The organism is Rhizobium sp. BK098 (genome assembly GCF_014193155.1).
In the GTDB taxonomy this organism is placed as follows: Bacteria; Pseudomonadota; Alphaproteobacteria; order Rhizobiales; family Rhizobiaceae; genus Rhizobium.
Genome location: NZ_JACHYY010000001.1, coordinates 146455 through 168413, shown reverse-complemented (window position 1 = coordinate 168413; position 21959 = coordinate 146455). Strand labels below are relative to the sequence as shown.

At 59.5% G+C, this 21959-nt stretch carries 26 protein-coding genes; 14 read left to right on the top strand and 12 right to left on the bottom strand.

The features are described from left to right. Positions 1-64 precede the first annotated feature (64 nt). The 5 genes from FHT73_RS00820 to FHT73_RS00800 form a co-directional block, all read right to left on the bottom strand. A complete protein-coding gene (locus FHT73_RS00820) occupies positions 65-940 on the bottom strand; it encodes a carbohydrate ABC transporter permease (protein ID WP_112604577.1) in 876 nt (291 codons plus the stop codon). Position 941: 1 nt separating this feature from the next. Then, on the bottom strand, positions 942-1847 hold the full coding sequence (locus FHT73_RS00815) for a sugar ABC transporter permease (RefSeq protein ID WP_015340796.1): 906 nt from the start codon (positions 1845-1847) through the stop codon (positions 942-944). A 71-nt stretch (positions 1848-1918) separates the two neighbouring features. Further along, positions 1919-3187, bottom strand: a complete 1269-nt coding sequence (locus FHT73_RS00810; RefSeq protein ID WP_183709294.1) for an extracellular solute-binding protein — start codon at positions 3185-3187, stop codon at positions 1919-1921. 234 nt (positions 3188-3421) lie between these two features. After that, positions 3422-4315: a sugar phosphate isomerase/epimerase gene (locus FHT73_RS00805; RefSeq protein WP_112334879.1), complete on the bottom strand. Its 894-nt coding sequence runs from the start codon at positions 4313-4315 to the stop codon at positions 3422-3424. A 4-nt stretch (positions 4316-4319) separates the two neighbouring features. Continuing rightward, positions 4320-5363, bottom strand: coding sequence for a Gfo/Idh/MocA family oxidoreductase (locus tag FHT73_RS00800; protein ID WP_183709292.1), 1044 nt, complete (start codon positions 5361-5363; stop codon positions 4320-4322). A gap of 135 nt (positions 5364-5498) precedes the next feature. Here FHT73_RS00800 and FHT73_RS00795 point away from each other — a divergent pair, with 135 nt between their 5' ends. The 3 genes from FHT73_RS00795 (at position 5499) to FHT73_RS00785 (ending at position 7405) form a co-directional block, all read left to right on the top strand. Then, positions 5499-6542, top strand: a complete 1044-nt coding sequence (locus FHT73_RS00795) for a substrate-binding domain-containing protein (RefSeq protein WP_183709290.1) — start codon at positions 5499-5501, stop codon at positions 6540-6542. An 88-nt stretch (positions 6543-6630) separates the two neighbouring features. Further along, a complete protein-coding gene (locus tag FHT73_RS00790; RefSeq protein WP_112334881.1) occupies positions 6631-7020 on the top strand; it encodes a group II truncated hemoglobin in 390 nt (129 codons plus the stop codon). A 7-nt stretch (positions 7021-7027) separates the two neighbouring features. Next, positions 7028-7405: a DUF423 domain-containing protein gene (locus FHT73_RS00785; protein ID WP_183709288.1), complete on the top strand. Its 378-nt coding sequence runs from the start codon at positions 7028-7030 to the stop codon at positions 7403-7405. Positions 7406-7440: 35 nt separating this feature from the next. On the opposite strand, the gene FHT73_RS00780 is transcribed toward FHT73_RS00785, so the two are convergent. The 5 genes from FHT73_RS00780 to FHT73_RS00760 all read right to left on the bottom strand — a co-directional run bounded on the left by FHT73_RS00780 (position 7441) and on the right by FHT73_RS00760 (position 10271). Further along, positions 7441-7755 (bottom strand): antibiotic biosynthesis monooxygenase, encoded by a 315-nt coding sequence (locus FHT73_RS00780; protein WP_183709286.1) that lies wholly within the window; start codon positions 7753-7755, stop codon positions 7441-7443. Between the two features lie 18 nt (positions 7756-7773). Then, complete coding sequence (locus FHT73_RS00775; RefSeq protein ID WP_183709284.1) at positions 7774-8052, bottom strand: hypothetical protein; 279 nt, start codon at positions 8050-8052, stop codon at positions 7774-7776. Positions 8053-8054: 2 nt separating this feature from the next. Continuing rightward, positions 8055-8447 carry a DUF2325 domain-containing protein gene (locus tag FHT73_RS00770; protein WP_183709282.1) on the bottom strand — a complete coding sequence of 131 codons (393 nt, stop codon included), beginning with the start codon at positions 8445-8447 and terminating at the stop codon, positions 8055-8057. 131 nt (positions 8448-8578) lie between these two features. After that, a complete protein-coding gene (locus FHT73_RS00765; protein WP_183709280.1) occupies positions 8579-9814 on the bottom strand; it encodes an energy transducer TonB in 1236 nt (411 codons plus the stop codon). 4 nt (positions 9815-9818) lie between these two features. Next, positions 9819-10271, bottom strand: coding sequence for a hypothetical protein (locus tag FHT73_RS00760; RefSeq protein ID WP_112411514.1), 453 nt, complete (start codon positions 10269-10271; stop codon positions 9819-9821). A gap of 191 nt (positions 10272-10462) precedes the next feature. Here FHT73_RS00760 and FHT73_RS00755 point away from each other — a divergent pair, with 191 nt between their 5' ends. The 7 genes from FHT73_RS00755 (at position 10463) to FHT73_RS00725 (ending at position 15484) form a co-directional block, all read left to right on the top strand. After that, entirely contained in the window at positions 10463-10636 is a 174-nt protein-coding gene (locus tag FHT73_RS00755) for a hemin uptake protein HemP (RefSeq protein WP_112604556.1), read from the top strand. Between the two features lie 9 nt (positions 10637-10645). Next, positions 10646-11701 carry a ChuX/HutX family heme-like substrate-binding protein gene (locus FHT73_RS00750; RefSeq protein ID WP_183709278.1) on the top strand — a complete coding sequence of 352 codons (1056 nt, stop codon included), beginning with the start codon at positions 10646-10648 and terminating at the stop codon, positions 11699-11701. 9 nt (positions 11702-11710) lie between these two features. Then, positions 11711-12646 carry an ABC transporter substrate-binding protein gene (locus FHT73_RS00745; protein ID WP_183709276.1) on the top strand — a complete coding sequence of 312 codons (936 nt, stop codon included), beginning with the start codon at positions 11711-11713 and terminating at the stop codon, positions 12644-12646. Between the two features lie 37 nt (positions 12647-12683). Further along, on the top strand, positions 12684-13757 hold the full coding sequence (locus FHT73_RS00740) for an iron ABC transporter permease (RefSeq protein ID WP_183710113.1): 1074 nt from the start codon (positions 12684-12686) through the stop codon (positions 13755-13757). 7 nt (positions 13758-13764) lie between these two features. Continuing rightward, positions 13765-14556, top strand: a complete 792-nt coding sequence (locus FHT73_RS00735; RefSeq protein WP_183709274.1) for a heme ABC transporter ATP-binding protein — start codon at positions 13765-13767, stop codon at positions 14554-14556. Between the two features lie 163 nt (positions 14557-14719). Next, a complete protein-coding gene (locus tag FHT73_RS00730; RefSeq protein WP_183709271.1) occupies positions 14720-15070 on the top strand; it encodes a DUF883 family protein in 351 nt (116 codons plus the stop codon). 9 nt (positions 15071-15079) lie between these two features. Then, the gene (locus FHT73_RS00725) at positions 15080-15484 is read left to right on the top strand and encodes a hypothetical protein (protein WP_112334891.1); all 405 of its coding nucleotides are present in this window, start codon (positions 15080-15082) and stop codon (positions 15482-15484) included. Positions 15485-15683: 199 nt separating this feature from the next. Here FHT73_RS00725 and FHT73_RS00720 read toward each other — a convergent pair whose 3' ends face one another. Together FHT73_RS00720 and FHT73_RS00715 are read right to left on the bottom strand one after the other, a co-directional pair. Next, the gene (locus tag FHT73_RS00720) at positions 15684-16235 is read right to left on the bottom strand and encodes an RNA polymerase sigma factor (protein ID WP_112334892.1); all 552 of its coding nucleotides are present in this window, start codon (positions 16233-16235) and stop codon (positions 15684-15686) included. A gap of 11 nt (positions 16236-16246) precedes the next feature. Then, positions 16247-16453, bottom strand: a complete 207-nt coding sequence (locus FHT73_RS00715; RefSeq protein WP_112334893.1) for a NepR family anti-sigma factor — start codon at positions 16451-16453, stop codon at positions 16247-16249. A 259-nt stretch (positions 16454-16712) separates the two neighbouring features. Here FHT73_RS00715 and FHT73_RS00710 point away from each other — a divergent pair, with 259 nt between their 5' ends. From FHT73_RS00710 to preA, 4 genes are all read left to right on the top strand, one after another. After that, positions 16713-17507, top strand: a complete 795-nt coding sequence (locus tag FHT73_RS00710) for a response regulator (RefSeq protein WP_015340816.1) — start codon at positions 16713-16715, stop codon at positions 17505-17507. Positions 17508-17654: 147 nt separating this feature from the next. Continuing rightward, the gene (locus FHT73_RS00705; RefSeq protein WP_112604528.1) at positions 17655-18686 is read left to right on the top strand and encodes a sensor histidine kinase; all 1032 of its coding nucleotides are present in this window, start codon (positions 17655-17657) and stop codon (positions 18684-18686) included. Between the two features lie 480 nt (positions 18687-19166). Then, positions 19167-20525, top strand: a complete 1359-nt coding sequence (locus tag FHT73_RS00700) for an NAD(P)-dependent oxidoreductase (RefSeq protein WP_112415446.1) — start codon at positions 19167-19169, stop codon at positions 20523-20525. 13 nt (positions 20526-20538) lie between these two features. Further along, positions 20539-21852, top strand: coding sequence for an NAD-dependent dihydropyrimidine dehydrogenase subunit PreA (preA, locus tag FHT73_RS00695; RefSeq protein WP_112604525.1), 1314 nt, complete (start codon positions 20539-20541; stop codon positions 21850-21852). The last annotated feature ends 107 nt before the right edge of the window (positions 21853-21959 follow it).

Here is a 21959-nt window from a genome sequence, read left to right as displayed (position 1 = left end):
TATCGAACTTGCCATTCGTCGCGCCCCGCCCGGCGGCTTTCGCCGAACGGGGCTTCCGCATTGGTTATTTGACGGCACCGACCGCGACACCGCGCGTCAGGGTCCGTTGGAAAATAAGGAAGAAGATAATCGTCGGCGTTATGCCAAGCAGAGAGGCCGCGGCAATTGCCGTCGGGTCCTGGGTATTGGCACCCGACAGCACGCCCATGGCGACCGACACCGTCTGATTGTTGTTGGAAACGAGAAATACCAGCGGGATCAGAAACTCGTTCCAGGTCCAGATGAAGAAGAAGGTCGCAAGCACTGCGAGCGTCGGTCTGAGCACCGGCACGATCACCATCCAGAGGATTTGCCAGCGGCTGGCATTGTCGATCTGCGCCGCCTCGATGATCTCGCGCGGAAAGGTCGCCAGCACGGAAGACAGAAGATAGGTCCCGAACGCGGTATGCAGCACGCCGATGATCAGGATAACCGAGAGCATCGAGTCGAACAGTCCGACCTGCTTCGACATATAGTAAAGCGGATAGACCAAAGCCTCCTGCGGCGCCATGATGGATATCAACAGCAGGACGAGAAGCCCTTGCCCGCCACGCACGCGGCCTATGCCGATGGCATAGGCATTCAGCAAGCTGAGAACGACGGCCAGAATGGCGGTGCATCCGCTGATAAGGATACTGTTGAAAAGCTTGCGGGGGAAATCGACGGTGGCCCAGAAGTTCTTAAGAGCCGTCAGATCGAAGCTGTGCGGAAGAGCAAGCGGACCATTGGCGGCATAGTCGGAGGGCGTCTTGATAGCGTTGACTGCCGCGAGAAAGAACGGAAAGAGCGTGCCTGCAAGGAAAACCAGCAGGATGCCCAGAACGACCCAGCGGCCGAAACCCCTTCTTGCGCGATGTTCAGTCGAAACGACGTGTGTGGAAATCGAGGATGCCGTTGCCATCTCAATGCCCTCCTTCGGCCTGCTTCGACTGCATACGCAGGAAGAGGATGCCGAGTATGATGGTCATGACCGTCTGCAGCGTCGCGATGGCTGCCGCATATCCGACGCGGTTCGTCGTGAAGAAATGATAGTATGACAGATAGGATGGGACCGTCGTTGCATTGTCCGGTCCGCCCGACGTCAGAACATAGATCGGCGCGAAGACCTTGAGCGCCGCAATCAGCGTCGTCAGCGCGACGACGAAAATTTCAGGCATCAGCATCGGAATGGTGATGGCGCGGAAACGCGCGAACCAGCTCGCATTGTCGAGCTCGGCGGCCTCGTACAGCGAAGGATCGACTCGTGCCAGTCCGGACATGAACACGACCAGACAATAGCCGACCTGCACCCAGACGATGACGGCCGAAACCGCCCACAGCGCATAGGTGGCGTCGCCCAGCCAGTTCTTCGCCATGAAATCCAGGCCGATCGCCTTCAGCACTGCATTGATGATGCCGATGGGGTTGAGAATCCAGGCCCACAGCACGCCGGCGGCTGTCAGCGGCAGGATCTGCGGCAGGTAGAAGCCTGCGCGAAAAAAGCTCGACCACGTCTGGCTGAATTGCGCACTGATATAGTCGAATAGCACCGCCGCCAGCACCAGCCCCAATATGATGGGCACGATCGTCATCGAGATGATGAACAGCAGCGTGTGCTGGATGGAACCCCAGAAAGCCGCATCGTGAAGCAGCCGCTGATAATTCTCAAAGCCAACATATCGCGGCGGAATAACGCCGCCCTTCCATGTCGTGAAGCTGATGACGAAATTGGCAATCAGCGGAACGAGCACGACGAGAACAAACCCGAGCACGCCGGGGATCATGTAGAAATAGTACCCCGCCCTGCCGGCGCTCTTCGACTTATCCATCGAAATCCTCCAGTCCGATACGGCAAGGCGGCATCAAAGCCGTCTTGCCGTTGTGATTGTCGCCGATGGTGTTACTGCGCTGCCTGCACGTCGTCGTAGGCCTTCTTCAGGCGCGCCGCGAACTGATCAGGTGTGGTCGAACCGTTGACAAGACCCGTGGTCGCCTGGATCAGCAGTTCGTAGTAGCCAGGCACCGGCCAGTCCGGGTAGAAGCCGAGGCCGCCCTTGCTGGAGATTTGGTTGAAGAGCTCGACGTTGCGCTTGCCGACTTCGTCAGTGACCGAGGCCGGATCGGCGGCAATGGCAACGCCACCGAGATTGGCCTGCATGTTCTGGTTTTCCTTGCTCAGAACAAGATCGATGAACTCGTAGGAGAGATCCTTGTTCTTCGCGCTCTTCGGCACCATGAACAGGTTGCCGGTCGAACCCACGCTGTATTTCGGGGTCGGGAAGATGAACTGGCTCCACTTGAAGGTCTTGATCGAGCTCGCGAAGTTGCCGTTGTTCCAGGTGCCGCTGACAAACATCGGAGCTGTGCCCGACGAGAAGAGATTGTCGGCGCCGCCGGTACCCTTCAGGCCGGTCGAATCCTTCGAAATATAACCCTTGCTCACCCAGTCGGCGATCTTCTGGGCGGCGAACAGGAAGGGCTTGGTATCAAGCGGTGCCTTCAGCCCCTGATAGTTCTTGACCCAGGTATCGTCAGCCTGCGTCAGTGCAAGCGTATAGACCAGGTGCTGTGCGTTGGAATCCACCGTACCATAGGCGAGCGGCGTAATGCCCTTCTTCTTGAAAGTGTCCAGCGCAGCTTCGAATTCGTCGAGCGTAGTCGGCACTTTCACGCCATTGGCCTGGAACATGTCGATATTATAGAAAACCGAAACGAATTCGCCATAGACGGGAATGCCGATAATCGGACCGGAACCGTAGATGCCGTTGCCATCGTATTTGCTGAGTTGGCTATTGGTTTCGTTGAGGATCTTGTCCCATCCGCGCGATTTGAATTGATCGTCGAGCGGCGTCAACAGGCCCTGCGAGGCGACGAGGCCAGCCGTGGCATTGCCCTTGTTATACTCCAGAACATCCGGGGCCTGATCGGAATTGAGGATGAGGCTGCCTGCCTTCTGCAATTGCTCGAAGGTCTTCTGCTCGAAATTGATGGTAACGTCAGGATGCTTGGCTTTCAGCTCTTCGAGCGCCTTGGCCCATGCCTTGGCCTGCGAAGTATCCGGCAGTTCGAACCACCAGACGTTAAATGTCTTGCCCTGCGCTTGCGCCACACCGGCGGCAAGCAGAAGCGACATGCCGGCGGAGATCGCCAGCTTCGAAAAAATATTCATACATTCTCCTCCACCATGCGAACCGTGACGGTATCTGTCCGATGACATGGCCCGCGCTGCCATCGGCGTTTTCCTCTTACCTGCGCCAAGCGCCCGCCTGTCCCATGGGGCAAGGTGCGGACGCTCGGGTTCCTCCGTTCGGGTTTCCGTCATGCCCTAAGCGTCGATCACTCAGGGCATTTCATTAACGCACAACTTGCCTTCTAAAGCGATGCAGTTCTGCAAATGCATGCATTACTCGACGAAGTCCCCGCCCCGGCTTGCCTTGAGATAGTTCAGACCATGCACCTGGCCAGTCATTTCGAGTGCATCGCGATAGACCGGGTCATGCCAACCTTCGATGTCGATGGAGCCGGACCAGCCGGCCAAGCGCAGTTCGGAGATGATGTCGGTCCAGTTGCTGTCGCCGAAGCCCGGCGTGCGCATGAAGACGAACTTCTCCTTGCCGAAGATGCCGTGCTCCTTGATGACATCCCAGCGGATCGTCGCATCCTTGCCGTGGACGTGGAAAATCTTTTTCGCCCATTTGCGGATCTGCGGCAGCGGCTCAATCAGATAGACCATCTGATGGCACGGTTCCCATTCGAGGCCGAGATTATCATCCGGGGTCTCGTTGAACATCAGCTCCCACGCATCCGGATTATGCGCGATGTTCCAATCGCCGGTCGCCCAGTTGCCGTCCATGGCACAATTTTCGAAGGCGATCTTGATGCCCTTGTCGGCCGCACGCTTGGCAAGCTCGCTCCAGATCTGCTTGTAACGCGGCAGGCTGTCTGTGAGCGGCTGGTTGCGGATACGGCCGGTGAAGCCGGCAACGCAGGTCGCACCAAAATGATGGGCGTTGTCGATGCAATCCTTCCAGCCCTGCAGCGTCTGCAGGTCCATCTCACGCTCTTCGAGCGGGTTGCCGAACATGCCGAGAGTCGAGATTGTGATGTCGCGGTCGCCGATGGCCTCGCGGCAGCGCTTGCCGAGTTCCGCAAGGTTCTGACCGTTGGTGCTCTGCCAGAAGAAGGGCTCGAAGCTCTCAAAGCCAAGATCGGCGATCTTCGCGATGTTCTGGGCAGCATCCTCGTTCGTCGCCCTGATCATCGTGCCGATGCGGATGGCCTTTGCCGGATTTGTCATGATGTCATTGTCCTTGTGCTGAAATGTCGACACGCCGGCCGGTCTTGGCGCTCTCAATGGCGCCTAGAACCATGGCAAGGCTGCGAATGTTGTCAGAGCTCGCTGTCTCGGGCGGCTTGCCGGTTTTGATCGCTTCGATGAAGGATGCGATGACGCTGGCGTGGCCGTGCGTCTCCTCGTCATGTTTCGGCCCGGGGACCTCGATTGAGGTGAAGCCGTGCAGCAGGCCCGGCTCGCTACCAGCAACGGCCGCTTCGAAATTCTCTTCGCCGTCCCAGGTCAGCATGCCCTTGCTGCCGGTGAGCCGCCACTCACTTTCCCAGCTCGTGCGCCGACCCTCGACGCACCAGGAACCGCGATAGCTGAAGACGACGTCATCGGAAAAGTCAAAGAGCGCATGCGCCGATGCGCCATGCTTGTACCAGGAGCCTACCGGGTTCTTTTCAAGGCAATAGACCGAGAGCGGCACCTTGCCGGACACGAAGCGAGCGGCATCGAAGGTGTGGATCGCCATGTCGAGCAACAGCACATTGTCCATCTCCTCGCGGAAGCCGCCGAAATGCGGACCGAGGAAGAAATCACAATGGACGCCCGTCAGCTCGCCAATCGCCCCCTCCTCGACGAAACGTCGCAGACGACGGATGCCGGAGATGAAGCGGCGATTCTGGATGATGGCATGAACTTTACCCGTCTCTGCCGCAAGCTTGATCAGAGCGGTACCTTCGGCCAACGACGTCGCCATCGGCTTTTCGCTCAACACATGGCAGCCAGCCTTCAACGCTGTCGACACGACGCCAAAGCGTGCAGCCGGAATGACGATATCGAAGACCAGATCCGCCTTGGTGGCAGCAATGACCTCGGCGAGATCGGAGCCGATGACGGCGCCTTCGAGAGAGAATTCTTTCGCAAGGCTTTCGGCGGTCGCCCGATTGAGATCGACCAGGCCGACAATCTGAATGGATTCGGCAAGCGCCGGCGTCGAGGCGATAGCCCTGAGCCAGCCTTTGGACATAGCTCCGCACCCGCACAAAATGGCATTAAATTTCACGATATCCTCCTGCGGGCCGTGCATTACCCCTCATGACACGCGCTCCGTAAACGTTTACGATACTATGCGAAAAGATTTTCCTGTGTCAATAGAAGAGGACTACGGAAAATGGCGCATGGAGGAAAACCGCGGCCGATGAAGGGAATTCGTCAGCTTGCCGAGCATCTCGATATCTCGATCGGCACAGTATCACGCGCATTGAACGGCAAGCCTGATGTCAACGAGGAGACCCGCAAGCGCGTGCTCGCCGCTGCCGAGCAGCTCGGCTATGTCGCCAACCAGTCCGGGCGCAGCCTGCGGCAGGGCACGACCAATGTCATCGGCCTGATGATCCAGTCCAGCCGGGAAACGGTTGAAAACAGCGACAATTTCTTCCTGACGGTGACGGGCGGGCTGCAGAGCGTATTCTCCCGCCACAAGCTCGATCTCATCATGCTCCCCTGCCCGCATGACGAGGACCCTTATGAATATCTGAAGCGCATGGTGGCGAGACGGATCGTGGATGCGCTGATCATCTCGGAGACGCAGCGCCTTGACAAGCGCTTCGACCTGCTTGCCAAGGCGAAAATCCCCTTCGCAGCGCTTGGCCGCAGCCTGTCGGGCACGCAGCACCCCTGGGCCGACCTCGATTTTGACGGCGTCGCCAATGCCGCCGTAGATCGGCTCGTCGCGCATGGACATCGCCGCATCGCGGTCAGCGCACCCTCAAGCGACATCAATCTCGGCTTCATCTTTGTCGAAGGCTATCGCCGGGCGCTGGAGCGGCATGGCATCGACTATGATCCTGCGCTCGTCATTCGTGCCAAATCGAGCGAACAAGGCGGCTATCAGGTTGCCGACGAGTTGCTGAGCCTCGAAAGCGGGCCGACAGCTGTGATCTTGATCTATGAATTGATGGCGATCGGCTTCTATCGGCGCGTGATGGAAGCCGGCATCATCCCTGGGCGTGATATAGCGGTCGTCAGCTTCCGCGAGGCGCCGCGCGCCAAATTCCTGCAGCCGGCGCTGACCTGCTTTCGCACGTCCGTGCACGATCTTGGCGTCGAGTTGGCGGAAATCCTGCTTTCCAGCATGCCCGCCTATAGTCAGGAATACCCCAGGAAGATACGCCAAACGGTGTGGCCGCTCGAGCTCATCCCTGGCGAAAGCGATGCTTTCCAGCTGACTGTCAAAAAATAGTAGCGCCGAAACGCCGCACCGGCCGCTTGGACAGTTGCGACAGCGCTCCTGAGTTGCCATCTAGGACATCGCAAACAGGGGCCTGGGCTTGAGCGAAGAAACCATCACACTCTACGAAGCGATCGGCGGCGACCGAACGGTGCGGGCGCTGACATCACGCTTTTACGAATTGATGGATACGCTGCCGGAGGCCGCAAATTGCCGCGCCGTGCACCCGCCGAGCCTCGAAGGCTCGCAGGAGAAATTCTACGAATATCTGACCGGCTATCTCGGCGGGCCGCAGCTCTACATCGAAAAGCGCGGCCACCCGCGCCTGCGCAGCCGGCATTTCGTCGCCGCCATTGGTCCAAAGGAGCGCGACGAATGGCTGCTCTGCTTCCGCCGCGCCATGGACGAGACCATCGAAAACGAAAAGCTGCGGGCCGTCATCTGGGAGCCGGTCGAGCGTCTGGCTTTCCACATGCAGAACAGGGAATGAGAAAAACATGAGCATCGGCGCCATAATCCGTCCGGCCACCCTGTTTATCGCCGGCATCCTCGGGGGCGGCGGTGTCGCGCTGGCCGCAGCCGCAACTCATGGCGGCGACACGCATTTCCTCGGCGCAGCCTCCACTATGAGCCTCGCCCACGCCCCTGCCCTCCTGTCGCTTTATGCCGGCTATGACCGTATCCGCACAGCGCCTATTGCTGCAATCTTGCTCGGATTGGGAACGCTGATCTTCACCGGCGATCTCATCAACAGGCATTTCGGCGGCGGCTCGCTCTTTCCGATGGCGGCTCCGACGGGCGGAACGGGCATGATTGCCGGCTGGGCGGCGATAGCGCTCGGCGCCTTTTTCAGAACCGGTACGGCCAAGGCCTGAGAGAAAACTATTTTACCAAGGTAAGGGACGCTGCTTCAAATCCCCGGAACGACAGCGAAGCCCTCGAATTGCGGCGGCCCCCAATAGAGCCGCTTGTTCTCGCCGGCATTGCGGTGCGCCGTGCGAAAATGCTCCGATTTCGTCCAATTGATGAAATCATCTTCGCTGTGCCAGGTCGTGTGCGAGGAAAACAGCGTATAGCCCTCCTCCACGCTTGATTTTCCGCGCAGGAGACGGAACTCGAGAAAACCGGGCACTTCCGATAGCCGGGAATCGCGGCCTCTCCAGACCTCTTCGAATTCGCCCTCCAAACCGATGACGACCTTGAAGCGGTTCATGGCGATATACATGGCAACCTCGTTCGACGATCAGACCTTCTTGCGACGGACGACAGTCTTATCCGCGTCGGGCGCAAAGGCAACGACATTTGCGCCATTGCGGCTCGCCGCGTCCAGCGGTTGCTCCGGCGCGTCTCCCGGCTGCCGCGTCTTCCAGGCGGGAAATGTCGCGACATTTGCTGCCCGCCGTTGGTCATTGGCGCGGCGCATCAGCAATTCATAGAGTTCGGGCACAAGCCCATCGCCATTCTGTGCGGCCAGCTTGTGCAGGCCGATCAGCGCAAACCCGTCAGGGCCATTATCGATCATCTTCAAGCGTCTCGTTCGTTCATGGTCTGCAGCGCCCGCTCGAGGCTGGACTTGCTGCCATTGCGCAGGGGGATGAAGGCCTTGCCGAACTTCTTGCAGCCTGTCTTGACCCGCAGGCAGGCATCATGGCTGATGCAATCGATCGGGCAGAACACACAGTCGACCGATGGCAGCACGGTGTCGATGCGCGAAACCGCCTCGCGCAGGCCGCCATCGTGATGGATCAGTTCGGCACCAAAATTGCTGGCGATCTGGCGCAGATGCGCCACCTGGCAATCGCGGCCGCCGACATAGAGGAAGCTGCGTCCATCGAGAGTGGATTTCCCGGAAGCCTGCGCCGGTGTCTGCACTTCGCGGCTCTCGCGGCCAGAACCCCTCTTCCCCTTACGCGCCATACATCACCCGTTTGCTGGTTGCTCTTCCACGCTCGATTCCACCGAGCGTGAGGCGACCTTAATAAACATGAGTTTTGTAGTAAAGTATAAAGTTGATAGTTTTCATCATATTTTAGACGAGAGAGCGGCTATTATCGCCCTCCGACCTGAACCGCCTGCGTGAACGGCCAAGTCGGCTTACCCCATTCGGAAGGCAGCGAGGGAAATGGGGCAGCCTTCCGCACTTGCTCGATCACAGCCTGATCCAAGCCGGAATCTCCGGAACTGCGCGCCACGGAAAGAGACCGAAGTTCGCCGTTCGAACCAATCGTCAAACGCACGACGAGTGTCAGGCCCTTTTCATACTTCGACGGTACGCGTTGCACGTAGCGTTTAATGCGGGCCTGCACTTTGCCGGTATAATTCGCAATTGCCGCATCGCCAGAGCCCGTCTTACGCGCATTCAACTGAGAATTTTGATCGGATTGCGCTGCCTCGGTGCCATCGGCGGACCCCCGCTTGGAATCCTGCTCGCTCTCACCGCGTGAACCTGACTTTGCCTTAGCGACCTTTGCAACAGGCTTCTTCACCTCCTTCGGCCGTTCAACCGGCTTCGGCTTCTCCACCGGCGCCACAACCTCAGGCGGAGGCTCTGTCGGCTGAGCTTCGGCAACCTGACTATCGACAGGCTGCACCGGTTCGGCGGACTGGATGACCGTCGTCTCGGCCGGCACCTGCGTCGCCAAAATCTGCGGCTGCTCAGGCGCGACTGCGGTGGGCTGGGTCTGCTCCACGGGCTCAACCGTTTGAAGCTGCTGCGTCTCTACTGTCTGCGGTTGAACGACATCCGGTTGGGGCGGTTGTGCCTGTTCGGGCGTGACTTCGGTCGGCTGCGGCTGCACGGCCTCAGCGGTCACTTGCTCCGGCTCCGTCTGCGGGTTTTCCTCGCCCGTAGCCATCTGATCGGCATCGGAATTGCCGATCATGATGACACTGACGGTATCGCCCGCCTCCTCCTGCGCTTCCTCAGGCGTGGCGACGAAGGTAAACAACAGCGCAATAACGATAGCGGCATGAAACAGGCAGGATCCCACGCCGGAGAAAAGCAGCGACGTCCTGCGCCCGGCAACCGTTTCTCGCGCCCTTTCAGGCAGCGCGTCCATCGGCAGATGCTCCGCTACCTCAATCGGTGCAGCCCCGCTCGGATGATCCGGATAGGAGCTGATCTGCGTGAAACGGCTGTAATGCGCCACGGCTTCGCCGGCCGGCGGTCGCGGCACGCCCTCAAGGCCGGCCAGTTCGTGGCCGGGCAGCACGCTCGGATAGTTGTCATTCATGCCGCCATCCGCGCGGCGTGCGATGGAAACTTTCGCCGAGCGCATTGCCATGGCTTCAGCCCTCGAAAAGAACTGAGGTCTGCGAGCGGGTCGTTAATGCGGCCTTGCACTCACCTGCGGCCGGACCATCGCAGACCGGCGTATCATTGATGATGATCCGGGAGACCGTTTCGCATTTGACGCCTGGCATGTCGAATTGCCGCACCCGCTTCTTGCCGAGCGGCAGGTCGCGGAAATCAAGCACGGTAACCCGGTCGACGGCATTCTTGTCGTTGAAGAAGGCAAGCTCGAAAGAAATCTTGTTGATCGGTGTCGCCATATCGTTTTCGGCAACGAAGGTCATCATGCATCCCTTCTGCGAGGGAGCCAATGCATTGAGCTCGACGGTGAGCTTGTGCGCAGCCGATGCGGGTGCCGCGGAATTCGCATCCTGAGCGAAAGCAGAAACAGAAGATGCCGCTGCAAACAGCCCCGAGGCGGCGAGCGCCAAGATCGTTTTCGTCAGCATCGGCATGTCTCCTGTATGTGCTTGACGCCGCTCGCCCGACCAGCGCGGCCTTGGCGTGTATCGGCGAAATTTTAAACTTGACTCTATAGGTATCCTATTGTGTGTTTATGAAACCATGAGTAAGAGAGTCAAGATAAATTTGGCCGCACAACGGTTCGGCCCCAGATGAATTTCAGGCAAAACTAAACAGGATGATTGCTGAGAAGACCCCTACGCCGCCGGTGCAATGCATGGCCGCACCGCAGGTAAGAATTGTCGAGAGCACGGATATTTTCCGGGGCCAGACCGAAATCATGATCAAGCACGAGGGCGTCATCTACCGCATGAAGATTACGCGCCAAGGCAAACTCATACTCAACAAATAGGCATGACAGATGAATAAGATGAGCCGCCCGACCCCCGCCGAAATTCGCGCTTTCCGCGCCGAGAACCCGAAAATGCGCGAGCGCGACATCGCTGCCCGCCTCGAGATTTCCGAAGCGGCCCTCGTCGCAGCCGAAGTTGGCATTTCGGCCACCCGCATCGATGCCAGCGTCGATCGCCTCCTGGAGCGGATCGCCTCGCTCGGCGAGATCATGGCGCTATCGCGCAACGAAAGCGCCGTGCATGAGAAAATCGGCGTCTATGAGAACATGAAATTCGGCGCGCAGGCGGCGATCGTGCTTGGCGAGAATATCGACCTGCGCATCTTTCCGAAGCGCTGGGTGCATGGCTTTGCCGTCACCAAGACCGACGGCGATCAGAAGAGGCTCAGCCTGCAGTTCTTCGACAAGGCCGGCGATGCCGTCCACAAGGTGCATCTGCGCCCCGATTCGAATGTCGAAGCCTATCACGCCATGGTCGCCGAACTGCGCGTCGAAGACCAGTCGCAGGAATTCGCGGAGGATCGCTCCGGTTACGACAATGGTGCGACGGACGGCGACGTCAGCCGCGACGAACTGCGCGACCATTGGAGCCGCATGACCGATACGCACGAATTCTTCGGCATGCTGAAAAAACTGAAGATCGGCCGCCAGGACGCGATCCGCACCGTCGGCGATGATTACGCGTGGAAACTGGATGCCGGTGCCGTCGCTGAAATGATGCATGCCTGCGTGCGCGAGGGCCTGCCGATCATGTGCTTCGTCGCCAACGAAGGCACCGTGCAGATTCATTCCGGCCCGATCCACAACGTGCAGACCATGGGTCCCTGGATCAACGTCATGGACCCGACTTTCCATCTGCATCTGCGTCAGGACCACATCGCCGAGGCATGGGTCGTGCGCAAGCCGACCAAGGACGGCCACGTCACCTCGCTCGAGGCCTATAATGCCAAGGGCGAGATGATCATCCAGTTCTTCGGCAAGCGGAAGGAAGGCTTCGATGAGCGCCGTGATTGGCGCGCTATCCTGGAAAACCTGACGAGATCAGGCGCCAGTGTCGCCGCATAAGAGATGCTCATGACGATGTTTAAGAACTTGAAGCACATCAGGCCGCGGGAAATCGCCCTGACCATGGTGGTGATGACCCTGCCGCTCGTGCCTGCCAATCCGATCGCCGTGCTCGGTAGCTTCATGCGACACGCACACGCTGCCGATGCGGCACCGAAGATCGATACCTCGCGCCTCGTCACCATCGGCGGCGATGTCACGGAGATCGTCTATGCGCTCGGCGAAGAAAAGCGGCTCATCGCCCGTGACTCCACCAGCCTTTATCCAAAGGAAGCGACCAAGCTTCCAGATGTCGGCTACATGCGCGCTTTGTCGCCGGAAGGCATTCTGGCCGTCAATCCTACAGCCATCATCGCGGTGGAAGGTTCCGGCCCGCCGGAAGCCTTGGCCGTGCTGCGCAATGCCAGCCTCCCTTTCGAGACCGTGCCCCAGACCTACGATCGCGACGGCATTCTGAAAAAGATCGAAGTCGTCGGCGCGCTGCTTGGCGTGCCGGACAAGGCCAAGACCCTGGAAGGCAAGGTCGCCGCCGATCTCGACGCGGCCATAACTGATTCCACCAAGCGCCCGGAGGCCGAGCGCAAGCGCGTACTTTTCGTACTCAGCAACCAGAACGGCAAGATCATGGCTTCAGGCACCAATACGGCCGCCGACGCCATCATCAAGCTGACGGGTGCCATCAATGCGGTCAGCGGCTTTTCCGGCTACAAGTCGGTGACGGACGAAGCGATCATCGAAGCCAAGCCCGACGTCATCCTGATCATGGATCGCGAGGGACCGCTGTCGATGTCGAACGAAGACCTGCTGAAGCAGCCGGCCATTTCGCTGACGCCGGCCGCGAGCCACAAGGCAGTCGTGCGCATGGACGGCCTGCATTTGCTCGGTTTCGGACCACGCACGGCCAGCGCCATCCGCGAGCTGAACGCGGCGATCTACGGAGGCTGACGTGGCATTCAACGATGCCGTGGCAGGGCTGAAACAGATGTCGCAAACCACGGCAGGCCGACGTGAGGGGGATCGCACCGCGCTTGCGATCCTCGTCATCGCCGGCTTGGTCATGGTTTCGGCCGTTGCCTTTCTCTTTTCGATCACGACAGGCGCGTCGAATGCTTCGGTCATCGACGTGATAACGGGCATGCTGAGCGGCAGCGCGGAAAGCACCCTCAGCATCCGCGACCGCATCGTCATTTTCGATATCCGCCTGCCCCGCGCCGTCCTCGGCTTCCTGATCGGCGGCGGGCTGGCGGTTTCGGGTGCGGTCATGCAGGGCCTCTTCCGCAATCCGCTCGCCGATCCCGGCCTGATCGGCGTATCTGCTGGCTCCAGCCTCGGTGCGGTCGCCATGATCGTCCTCGGTGGCGGCGTGCTCGCCCCTCTCGCACATCTCTTCGGGATCTTTTCCCTGCCGATCGCCGCCTTCATCGGCGGTCTGGCAACGACGATATTGCTTTATAAGGTTGCGACCCAGTACGGACAGACATCGATCGCAACCATGCTGCTGGCCGGCATCGCGCTCGGTTCACTCGCGCTGGCGGCAACCGGAATCCTCATTTACATGGCCGACGACCGGCAGTTGCGCGACTTGACCTTCTGGAGCATGGGATCACTGGCGGGCTCGACCTGGAGCAAGGTCGCAGGTGCCGGCCCGATCATCGTCCTTTCGCTTCTGCCCCTTCCCTTCATGGCACGCGGACTGAACGCGCTGACGCTCGGCGAAGCCACTGCCTTCCACATGGGTATATCGGTGCAACGGCTGAAGAATATAGCGGTCGTCAGCGTGGCCGCGGCGGTCGGTGCATCGGTCGCCGTCAGCGGCGGCATCGGTTTTGTCGGCATTGTAGTGCCGCACATTCTGCGCATGGTGATCGGCCCCGACCATCGTTTCCTGCTACCTGCCTCGGCACTGCTCGGCGGCTCGTTGCTGGTCGTTGCCGATGTGGTTGCCCGCATCCTCGTTTCTCCGGCCGAGCTGCCGATCGGCATTCTGACGGCCGGCGTCGGCGGTCCGTTCTTCCTGTGGATGCTGCTCAGACAGCGCTCGCGCCTCAGCCTATGAGCCTGCGATGATCGACGTTTCCAATCTGAGCGTCCGGCTTGCCGGCAAACCGGTCGTTGAGGACATATCCTTCACGGCCGAGGCCGGAACGTTGACGGCAATCTGCGGGCCGAACGGTTCCGGCAAGACCACGACCATGAAAGCCATTTCCGGCGAACTCGCCTATCGCGGCAGCGCCCGAATGAACGGCACTGAGATTGCCGGCCTCAAGGCCTGGCAACTTGCCGAAATGCGGGGCGTGCTGCCGCAGGCAAGCTCGATCTCCTTCCCCTTTACGGTCCGCGAGATTGTCCGCCTGGGCCTGACAAGCGGGCGCAACCGTCATCCGGAGCAGGCTGACCGCACCGCGACGGAGGCGCTCGCCGCCGTCGATCTCGACGGCTTCGAAGGGCGCTTCTATCAGGAGCTTTCCGGCGGCGAACAGCAACGCGTGCAGCTCGCCCGGGTGCTATGTCAGATTTCCGAGCCCATCATAGACGGCAGGCCGTGCTGGCTGCTTCTCGATGAGCCGGTCTCCAGCCTCGACATCAGTCATCAGCTCACCATCATGACGCTTGCCCGGCAATTCTGCCGGCGGGGCGGCGGCGTTATCGCCGTCATGCATGACCTCAATCTCACTGCGCTTTTTGCCGACCGGATGGTCCTGCTGAAGGGTGGCCGGCTGCAGGCCAGGGGTTCGGTCGAAGATGTGCTGACCGATCGGCATCTTCAGGACGTCTTCGGCTGCAATTTGCGGGTCAATCTGGTTCCCGCCGATGGTGCTCCATTCGTCCTCGCTCATAGCGCGCTCGACGGCTGAGGCCCTCGATCCGGCGGCTTCTGGAACCTTTTGTTGCATCCGCGCGTTGAGAGCGGGTGATCGAAATCAATGTCGCGACCACTAACGGTGTGTCAAATGACCTCCGATCATTGCGAATAACAGGTGCCTTCGGGCGCCGAAGCAAAGCGAAAGGGAGCTGAACATGGCTACATCCATCCTTCATTCGGCGCGCGGCAAGCGTAACGGCAGCAGCCTGCACGATGTCGAGGCAAGCATCGAAGATCAAATCGAGTCGCTGCGCGAAGAAGTTGCAGCCTTTGCCAAGCTGATCGGTGAGAGTGGTGCGAGGCATAGTAAGAAATTGCGTGCGACCGCCGAATCCAATTTGGACGATCTGACGGTTCGCGGTGAGGAGCTGCTGCGCGATCTGCAGCGCGGCTATACGAGAGGTTCGCGCGAAGTGCGTAGGACCGTGCGCCAGCATCCCGTCGCCACGATCGGCGCGGCGGCTGCATTCGGCCTTGCCGTCGCTCTGCTTCTGTCTCGCCGCTAGGGTGGCGGGATGATCGCCCCGATTCTCGGCCTGCTCCTGTCAGGCACATTCAACCGTACCGTTGCGCGAACCAAGCGCAACGGTATTTTCATCGTGATCGCGGCTCTCCTCCTGCTGACGGCCTATGCCTTCGCGCTTATAGCGGCAGCCATCTGGCTGGCAACGATCTATGGCGGGGCGGTTTCTGCCCTGCTGATTGCCGCAGGTGCCCTGTTGCTAGGGCTGATCGTCCTCGTCATTATGGCCATCATCAATCAGCAGGAGAAACGGCAGGCCCGAGAACGTTTGCTGGCGATGGAATCGATGGCAGCAGCAGCGCTCGGCCTGGTGCGCAAGCAACCGCTGATGACTGCGGCCATCGCCGCCGCTCTTCTCTTCGGAAATCTGTTCGGCGCGCGCGACGAAGACGATTGATCCGGCATTTCCAAATCGACAAACGCCCGCAAAGCAAAATCGTCGCCTTGCCGACAACTTGGCACGAAGCTTGTGAAGCCATAAGTAAGTTGTAACGATAAAAGGCCCGGTTTATAGCGCCGGGCCTTTTCTTAGAGCATTTTCTTGTTTCTACGCCGTTCCGGACGCAAAACCGCTTCGCACTTTTGCTGGAACTGCTCTAGAAAGCGAATGCCTTTGATGTCAGCGGTGCCGAGGTGGCATCCGGACCAAAATCTGCCTCGCCGGAAATATCCAGCAATTCCTGCAGGCGCTGGCGCGCGCGATTGACGCGGCTCTTGATGGTGCCGACCGCGCAGCCGCAGATCTCGGCAGCTTCCTCATAGGAAAATCCCGACGCCCCTACAAGGATGATGGCTTCGCGCTGATCCGGCGGCAGCTGATCCAGGGCCTTGCGGAAGTCCTGCAGGTCGACAGCGCCATATTGCGGCGGGTGCGTCGCCATCGATTCCGTGAACACGCCGTCGCTATCCTGCACCTCACGGCCGCTCTTGCGCATCTGGCTGTAAAGCTCGTTGCGCAGGATGGTGAAGAGCCAGGCCTTCATGTTGGTGCCCATTTCGAAATGATCCTGCTTGGCCCACGCCTTCATGATCGTATCCTGGACGAGATCATCCGCCCGGTCGTGACGGCCGGTCAGCGAAATGGCGAAGGCCCGGAGGCTCGGAAGGGCTGCGAGAAGTTCGCGCTTGAAGCTCGTTTGCGTTTCCATGGCGCGCCCTCCTATTCGGAGACCTTTGCCGAGGCCATGCTTTCCGCCCGATCGAGCTTCTCTAAGAGGTCGAGAAAGCGATCGGGAATAGCCTCATCCTGCACGGCGGCATAAAACGAGCGCAATCGGTTGCCGATCTGATTATTGGGATCGAGGATATCCACCGCGCGCAGGTCCGATGTCTTCTTGTCTGCGTCCTCGTGATTCTGGATAGTCATTTAACCCGCTCGCTTTTCACTTTTCTCGCGTTCATGAATAAGACGCCCTTGTCTCCCGTCCGGAAGACCGATCGCCCCCAATCAAAACAATGCCTAACGAATCGTAAAGGTTGAGGTCCACTGATTGTAAGCATTGTAATGCGACTGCCTAAAAAAAGTTCCGACAAAGAGGAACTTTTTTACTCAACTGACGTTTTCTTAGTTGTTGCGGCCTTTGGGCTGTATTTAATTAGAATGTTATAAAAGGCGGGAGCCATTGATGACACTTTCCACACGCATTGCGCCGCATCTTCCTTACTTGCGGCGCTATTCACGTGCCTTGACCGGAACGCAGACGTCGGGGGACGCCTATGTTGCTGCGGTTTTGGAAGCCATCATCGCCGACATATCCATCTTTCCGGACACGGACAGCGACCGTGTCGCACTCTATAAACTGTTCACCAAGCTGTTCGGTTCCGTAACACTTCAGATTACTGAACCGGCATCTCCCTTTGCCTGGGAACAACGCGCCACCGTGAACCTTTCCAAGGTTTCGCCGCTTGCTCGACAGGCATTCCTGCTTGCCTCCGTTGAAAGTTTCCGCCTCGGCGAGATAGCCGATATCCTCGACGTTTCGGAAAGCGACGCGATGCACCTGCTTGACACTGCCTCCCAGGAAATATCCCGCCAAGTGGCGACTGATATCATGATCATCGAGGACGAACCGCTGATCGCGATGGATATCGAGCAGATGGTGGAAAGCCTCGGCCATCGCGTCACCGGCATCGCCCGTACACACGCGGAAGCGGTCGCGCTCTACAATGCGACGAAACCGAGCATGGTGCTTGCCGACATCCAGCTTGCCGACGGCAGCTCCGGCATCGATGCCGTCAACGACATCCTCAAGACTGCCAGCATCCCGGTGATCTTCATCACTGCCTTCCCGGAGCGGCTGCTGACGGGCGAACGGCCGGAGCCGACCTTCCTTGTGACCAAGCCTTTCAATCCAGACATGGTGAAGGCCCTCATCAGCCAGGCACTCTTCTTTAACGAAACCACAAAGGTGGCTGCCTGATTCAAGTGAAAACCCTGCGGCGGAACAAAGACCATGACCGGGCGTTTGGGTGCGAAACGGCCGGTTTACCGACTGTTATCCGGGACGATTCTATAGGTCGGTTCAAGTTGTTACGAATGGGAACGCCCTATCGGCGGGGTTTCCAAAATGCGTGTGAAAGGCAAGCCGGTGAATACGTCTGAACCATTACCCGGCGCGCCTTTGAGTTTGGAAGGCAAGGCCGCTCTGATGGAGCGGGCGCTCGCGAGCGCCAGTGTGTCCGTTCTGTTTCAGGATGTAAATCTCTCGATCCGTTATGCCGACAATCTGCCGGATCATCTGCAGCCGTCTGTCGTCATAGGCGGGAATGATTCACATCTCTTCGGCGAAAAGGACGGCGAGCATCTTTCCCGATTGAAGCGCGGCGTGCTCGACAGCGGCAGGCCGGCAACCGCCGAGGTCGAAATCGCCAGCGGCGACGGCATACGCATCTATGAGCTGAAAATAGAGCGAGTCGGCGGGCGCAAGCCGCAGGGCGTGCTGTCGGTCATCTCGGAAATCACCGAAAGCCGCCACCGCGAAAAAGTGCTGAAGTCGCTGCTGCGCGAATTGTCGCACCGCTCCAAGAACCTGCTCGCCATCATTCAGGGCATCGCCACGCAGACGGCCCGACACACGCTTTCCGTCGACAATTTCCTCATCAAGTTCCGCGGTCGCCTCCAATCCCTGTCGAATTCGCAGGATCTCATCACCGATTCCAGCTGGCGGGGCGCCTATCTCTTCGAACTGGCGGAAAAGCAGTTCGCACCCTATTGGCCCGATGCCGGCGTGCCCATGCCGATCTATGGCATCAATGCCCATCTGACGCCCAATGCGGCCGTGCATCTGGGCCTTGCTCTGCATGAGCTCATCGTCAATTCCGCATCTCATGGCGCCATCTCGACCGGCGCAACCAGCATCACGCTGAACTGCAGGGAAGCCGAACTCGACGGCAAGAAGGCGATCGAAGTGGCATGGTCGGAACGATTCTACACATCCTCCGATCACGAGTTCGAAGACAACAGCTTCAGCCGAACGGTGCTTGAGCGCGTCGTACCGACATCCATGAACGGCCGCGCTGACTTCGCCATTGACGACGGAAGCATCGGCTATCGAATCACCATTCCCGAAACTGAATATGAAATCCTGAGACGCCGCTAAGGCTGACAACGGCGACAAAATAAAACAGCCAGTGCGAGGGCGGCGCACTGGCTGCTTTGCACTCATCGGGAGGGGACCGTGAGTAGAAGTCCTGAGACGTATTGGGCGTGCATCGGGAGATGCGATCATCGTCAGGACATCGACATAACGATGCTGCATGGCCTTGGTTCCATGCAGACCCAAAAAAATTCATCAGTCTTTCACATTTCAGCGCGACCGCAGAGATGATGCTTATCGGCCCATAGGCGGGTGCTCGCCATCCTCATCACACCCCGATCTCTTTGGGGCCTTGCTCTAAGAAAGTAAAAAACCAATTAAATCATATGCTTAAAGCAATGATCGGCCGCCCTCCTGAATTAGTCCTTCCATGGTTGAAGAACGCCCAGCGGCACGCTTTGCTCCAAAATTTTACCGTTTGATAAATTTTTTAAGCTGAGTTACCGTTCCAGTACTAGCCGTTTACTATAAGAGGGAACTTCAATGGGACGACTGGAAACTGGGATTCATAAAGGCAGGCTCACGCCCGCCGAATATGATGCAAACTTTTCCGATCTTCACCCGCGCCTCACCAAGCATGAGGCGCTGGTCGCATCCGACCGCTGTTATTTCTGCTACGACGCGCCGTGCATGACGGCCTGTCCCACCTCCATCGACATTCCGATGTTCATCCGCCAGATCTCGACGGGTAATCCGATCGGCTCGGCCAAGACGATCTTCGATCAGAACATCCTCGGCGGCATGTGCGCCCGCGTCTGTCCCACCGAACAGCTTTGCGAGCAGGCTTGCGTACGCAACACTGCCGAAGAGCGCCCCGTCGAGATCGGCCGGCTGCAGCGCTACGCGACCGACGCGGCGATGGCTGAGAACAAGCAGTTCTATTCGCGCGCCGCGTCAACCGGCAAGAAGATCGCCGTCATCGGCGCCGGCCCGGCAGGCCTCGCCTGCGCTCACCGCCTCGCGGTCAACGGCCATGACGTCACCATCTTCGACGCCCGCGAAAAGGCCGGCGGCCTGAACGAATACGGCATCGCCACCTACAAGGCAGTCGACGATTTCGCTCAGAAGGAAGTCGATTACGTGCTTGCGATCGGCGGTATCGAGGTCAAGAACGGCCAGGCGCTGGGCCGCGATTTCAGCCTTTCCGACCTCTCCCAGCAATATGACGCCGTCTTCCTCGGCCTCGGCCTTGCCGGCGTCAACGCGCTGCGCGCCGAAGGCGAGGATCTCGATGGTGTCGCCGATGCCGTCGCCTATATCGCCGACCTTCGCCAGGCCGGCAACAAAGCCGATATCGCCATCGGCCGCCGCGTCGTCGTTCTCGGCGGTGGCATGACCGCGATCGATGCGGCTGTGCAGGCAAAACTGCTTGGCGCCGAAGAGGTGACGATCTGCTATCGCCGCGGCAAGGAGCACATGAACGCCTCGGAATTCGAGCAGGATCTGGCTACCTCCAAGGGCGTCATCATCCGCCATTGGCTCGCCCCAAAGCGCATCCTCGACAAGGACGGCAAGGTCGCTGGAATCGAGGTCGAATATACCGAGCTGCGCGACGGCAAGCTCGTTGGCACGGGCGATGTCGGCGTCATCGCCGCCGACCAGATCTTCAAGGCGATCGGCCAGACGTTCGAGGCATCGGGCCTCGGCGCGCTGCGCATGGAATCCGGCCGCATCGCCATTGATGGCGAAGGCCGAACCTCGATCGAAGGCGTATGGGCCGGCGGCGACTGCGTGCTTGGCGGCGATGACCTGACGGTCTCGGCCGTGGCACAGGGTCGCGACGCGGCCGAATCCATCAACCGTGCGCTCGCTGCCGCCAAGGCGGCCGCTGCAGTCGCCTGAAAGGGGAACCGACATGGCTGATCTCCGCAATAATTTCGTTGGCATCAAGTCTCCGAACCCGTTCTGGCTCGCCTCCGCGCCGCCGACCGACAAGGCCTATAACGTCGAGCGCGCTTTCAAGGCAGGCTGGGGCGGCGTAGTCTGGAAGACGCTCGGCGAAGAAGGCCCGCCTGTCGTCAACGTCAACGGCCCGCGCTACGGCGCGATCTGGGGCGCCGACCGCCGTCTGCTCGGCCTCAATAACATCGAACTGATCACGGACCGCGACCTCCACACCAACCTGCGGGAAATGAAGCAGGTGAAGAAGAACTGGCCGGATCGCGCGCTGATTGCCTCGATCATGGTGCCTTGCGAGGAGCAGGCTTGGAAGGCGATCCTGCCGTTGGTTGAGGAAACGGAAGCAGACGGCATCGAGCTCAACTTCGGCTGTCCCCACGGCATGTCCGAACGCGGCATGGGCTCCGCGGTCGGACAGGTGCCGGAATATATCGAAATGGTCGTGCGCTGGTGCAAGCAATACACGCGCATGCCGGTCATCACCAAGCTGACGCCGAATATCACCGATATCCGCAAGCCCGCTCGCGCCGCCAGGGCCGGCGGCACGGATGCGGTCTCGCTGATCAACACGATCAACTCGATCGTCTCGGTCGACCTCGATAATTTCGCTCCGAACCCGACTGTCGGCGGCAAGGGCAGCCATGGCGGCTATTGCGGCCCGGCCGTCAAGCCGATCGCGCTCAACATGGTGGCAGAAATCGCCCGCGATCCGGAAACCTACGGCCTGCCGATATCGGGAATCGGCGGCATCACCACCTGGCGCGATGCGGCGGAATTCCTGGTGCTCGGCGCCGGCAACGTGCAGGTGTGCACGGCGGCCATGACCTACGGCTTCAAGATCGTCGAGGAGATGATCACGGGCCTTTCCGACTGGATGGACGAAAAGGGTCACCGCAGCCTGGACGACGTCATCGCCCGCGCCGTGCCGAATGTCTCCGACTGGCAATATCTGAACCTCAACTACATCGCCAAGGCGAAGATCGACCAGGACGCCTGCATCAAGTGCGGCCGCTGTCACATCGCCTGCGAGGACACCTCGCACCAGGCGATCACCAACTTCGTCGATGGCGTCAGGCGCTTCGAGGTGATGGAAGAGGAATGCGTCGGCTGCAATCTTTGCGTCAACGTCTGCCCCGTCGAGAACTGCATCACCATGGAAGAGCTTCCGGCAGGCAGCCTCGACAAGCGCACCGGCAAGGTCGTCGACCCGAACTACGCCAACTGGACGACCCATCCGAACAATCCGATGGCTCGGCAGGCGGCGGAATAACTGCGGCAATATCGGCAAGCATTCAAAAGGCGGTCGCAGCTTGCTGCGGCCGCCTTCTTCGTAACCGAGATCCGCACGATCGAATTAGGGAACTTTAACTCGTTCAC

Bases quoted from the DNA above. Each gene is read 5' to 3' on its own strand.
- FHT73_RS00755 (WP_112604556.1), top strand. From the start codon at position 10,463: ATGATTGCTGAGAAGACCCCTACGCCGCCGGTGCAATGCATGGCCGCA.
- FHT73_RS00710 (WP_015340816.1), top strand. From the start codon at position 16,713: ATGACACTTTCCACACGCATTGCGCCGCATCTTCCTTACTTGCGGCGC.
- FHT73_RS00760 (WP_112411514.1), bottom strand. From the start codon at position 10,271: ATGCTGACGAAAACGATCTTGGCGCTCGCCGCCTCGGGGCTGTTTGCA.
- FHT73_RS00805 (WP_112334879.1), bottom strand. From the start codon at position 4,315: ATGACAAATCCGGCAAAGGCCATCCGCATCGGCACGATGATCAGGGCG.
- FHT73_RS00735 (WP_183709274.1), top strand. From the start codon at position 13,765: ATGATCGACGTTTCCAATCTGAGCGTCCGGCTTGCCGGCAAACCGGTC.
- FHT73_RS00740 (WP_183710113.1), top strand. From the start codon at position 12,684: ATGTCGCAAACCACGGCAGGCCGACGTGAGGGGGATCGCACCGCGCTT.
- preA (WP_112604525.1), top strand. From the start codon at position 20,539: ATGGCTGATCTCCGCAATAATTTCGTTGGCATCAAGTCTCCGAACCCG.
- FHT73_RS00715 (WP_112334893.1), bottom strand. From the start codon at position 16,453: ATGACTATCCAGAATCACGAGGACGCAGACAAGAAGACATCGGACCTG.
- FHT73_RS00750 (WP_183709278.1), top strand. From the start codon at position 10,646: ATGAATAAGATGAGCCGCCCGACCCCCGCCGAAATTCGCGCTTTCCGC.
- FHT73_RS00705 (WP_112604528.1), top strand. From the start codon at position 17,655: ATGCGTGTGAAAGGCAAGCCGGTGAATACGTCTGAACCATTACCCGGC.
- FHT73_RS00720 (WP_112334892.1), bottom strand. From the start codon at position 16,235: ATGGAAACGCAAACGAGCTTCAAGCGCGAACTTCTCGCAGCCCTTCCG.
- FHT73_RS00770 (WP_183709282.1), bottom strand. From the start codon at position 8,447: ATGGCGCGTAAGGGGAAGAGGGGTTCTGGCCGCGAGAGCCGCGAAGTG.
- FHT73_RS00730 (WP_183709271.1), top strand. From the start codon at position 14,720: ATGGCTACATCCATCCTTCATTCGGCGCGCGGCAAGCGTAACGGCAGC.
- FHT73_RS00810 (WP_183709294.1), bottom strand. From the start codon at position 3,187: ATGAATATTTTTTCGAAGCTGGCGATCTCCGCCGGCATGTCGCTTCTG.
- FHT73_RS00775 (WP_183709284.1), bottom strand. From the start codon at position 8,052: ATGATCGATAATGGCCCTGACGGGTTTGCGCTGATCGGCCTGCACAAG.
- FHT73_RS00700 (WP_112415446.1), top strand. From the start codon at position 19,167: ATGGGACGACTGGAAACTGGGATTCATAAAGGCAGGCTCACGCCCGCC.
- FHT73_RS00745 (WP_183709276.1), top strand. From the start codon at position 11,711: ATGACGATGTTTAAGAACTTGAAGCACATCAGGCCGCGGGAAATCGCC.
- FHT73_RS00785 (WP_183709288.1), top strand. From the start codon at position 7,028: ATGAGCATCGGCGCCATAATCCGTCCGGCCACCCTGTTTATCGCCGGC.
- FHT73_RS00820 (WP_112604577.1), bottom strand. From the start codon at position 940: ATGGCAACGGCATCCTCGATTTCCACACACGTCGTTTCGACTGAACAT.
- FHT73_RS00725 (WP_112334891.1), top strand. From the start codon at position 15,080: ATGATCGCCCCGATTCTCGGCCTGCTCCTGTCAGGCACATTCAACCGT.
- FHT73_RS00780 (WP_183709286.1), bottom strand. From the start codon at position 7,755: ATGTATATCGCCATGAACCGCTTCAAGGTCGTCATCGGTTTGGAGGGC.
- FHT73_RS00795 (WP_183709290.1), top strand. From the start codon at position 5,499: ATGAAGGGAATTCGTCAGCTTGCCGAGCATCTCGATATCTCGATCGGC.
- FHT73_RS00815 (WP_015340796.1), bottom strand. From the start codon at position 1,847: ATGGATAAGTCGAAGAGCGCCGGCAGGGCGGGGTACTATTTCTACATG.
- FHT73_RS00765 (WP_183709280.1), bottom strand. From the start codon at position 9,814: ATGGCAATGCGCTCGGCGAAAGTTTCCATCGCACGCCGCGCGGATGGC.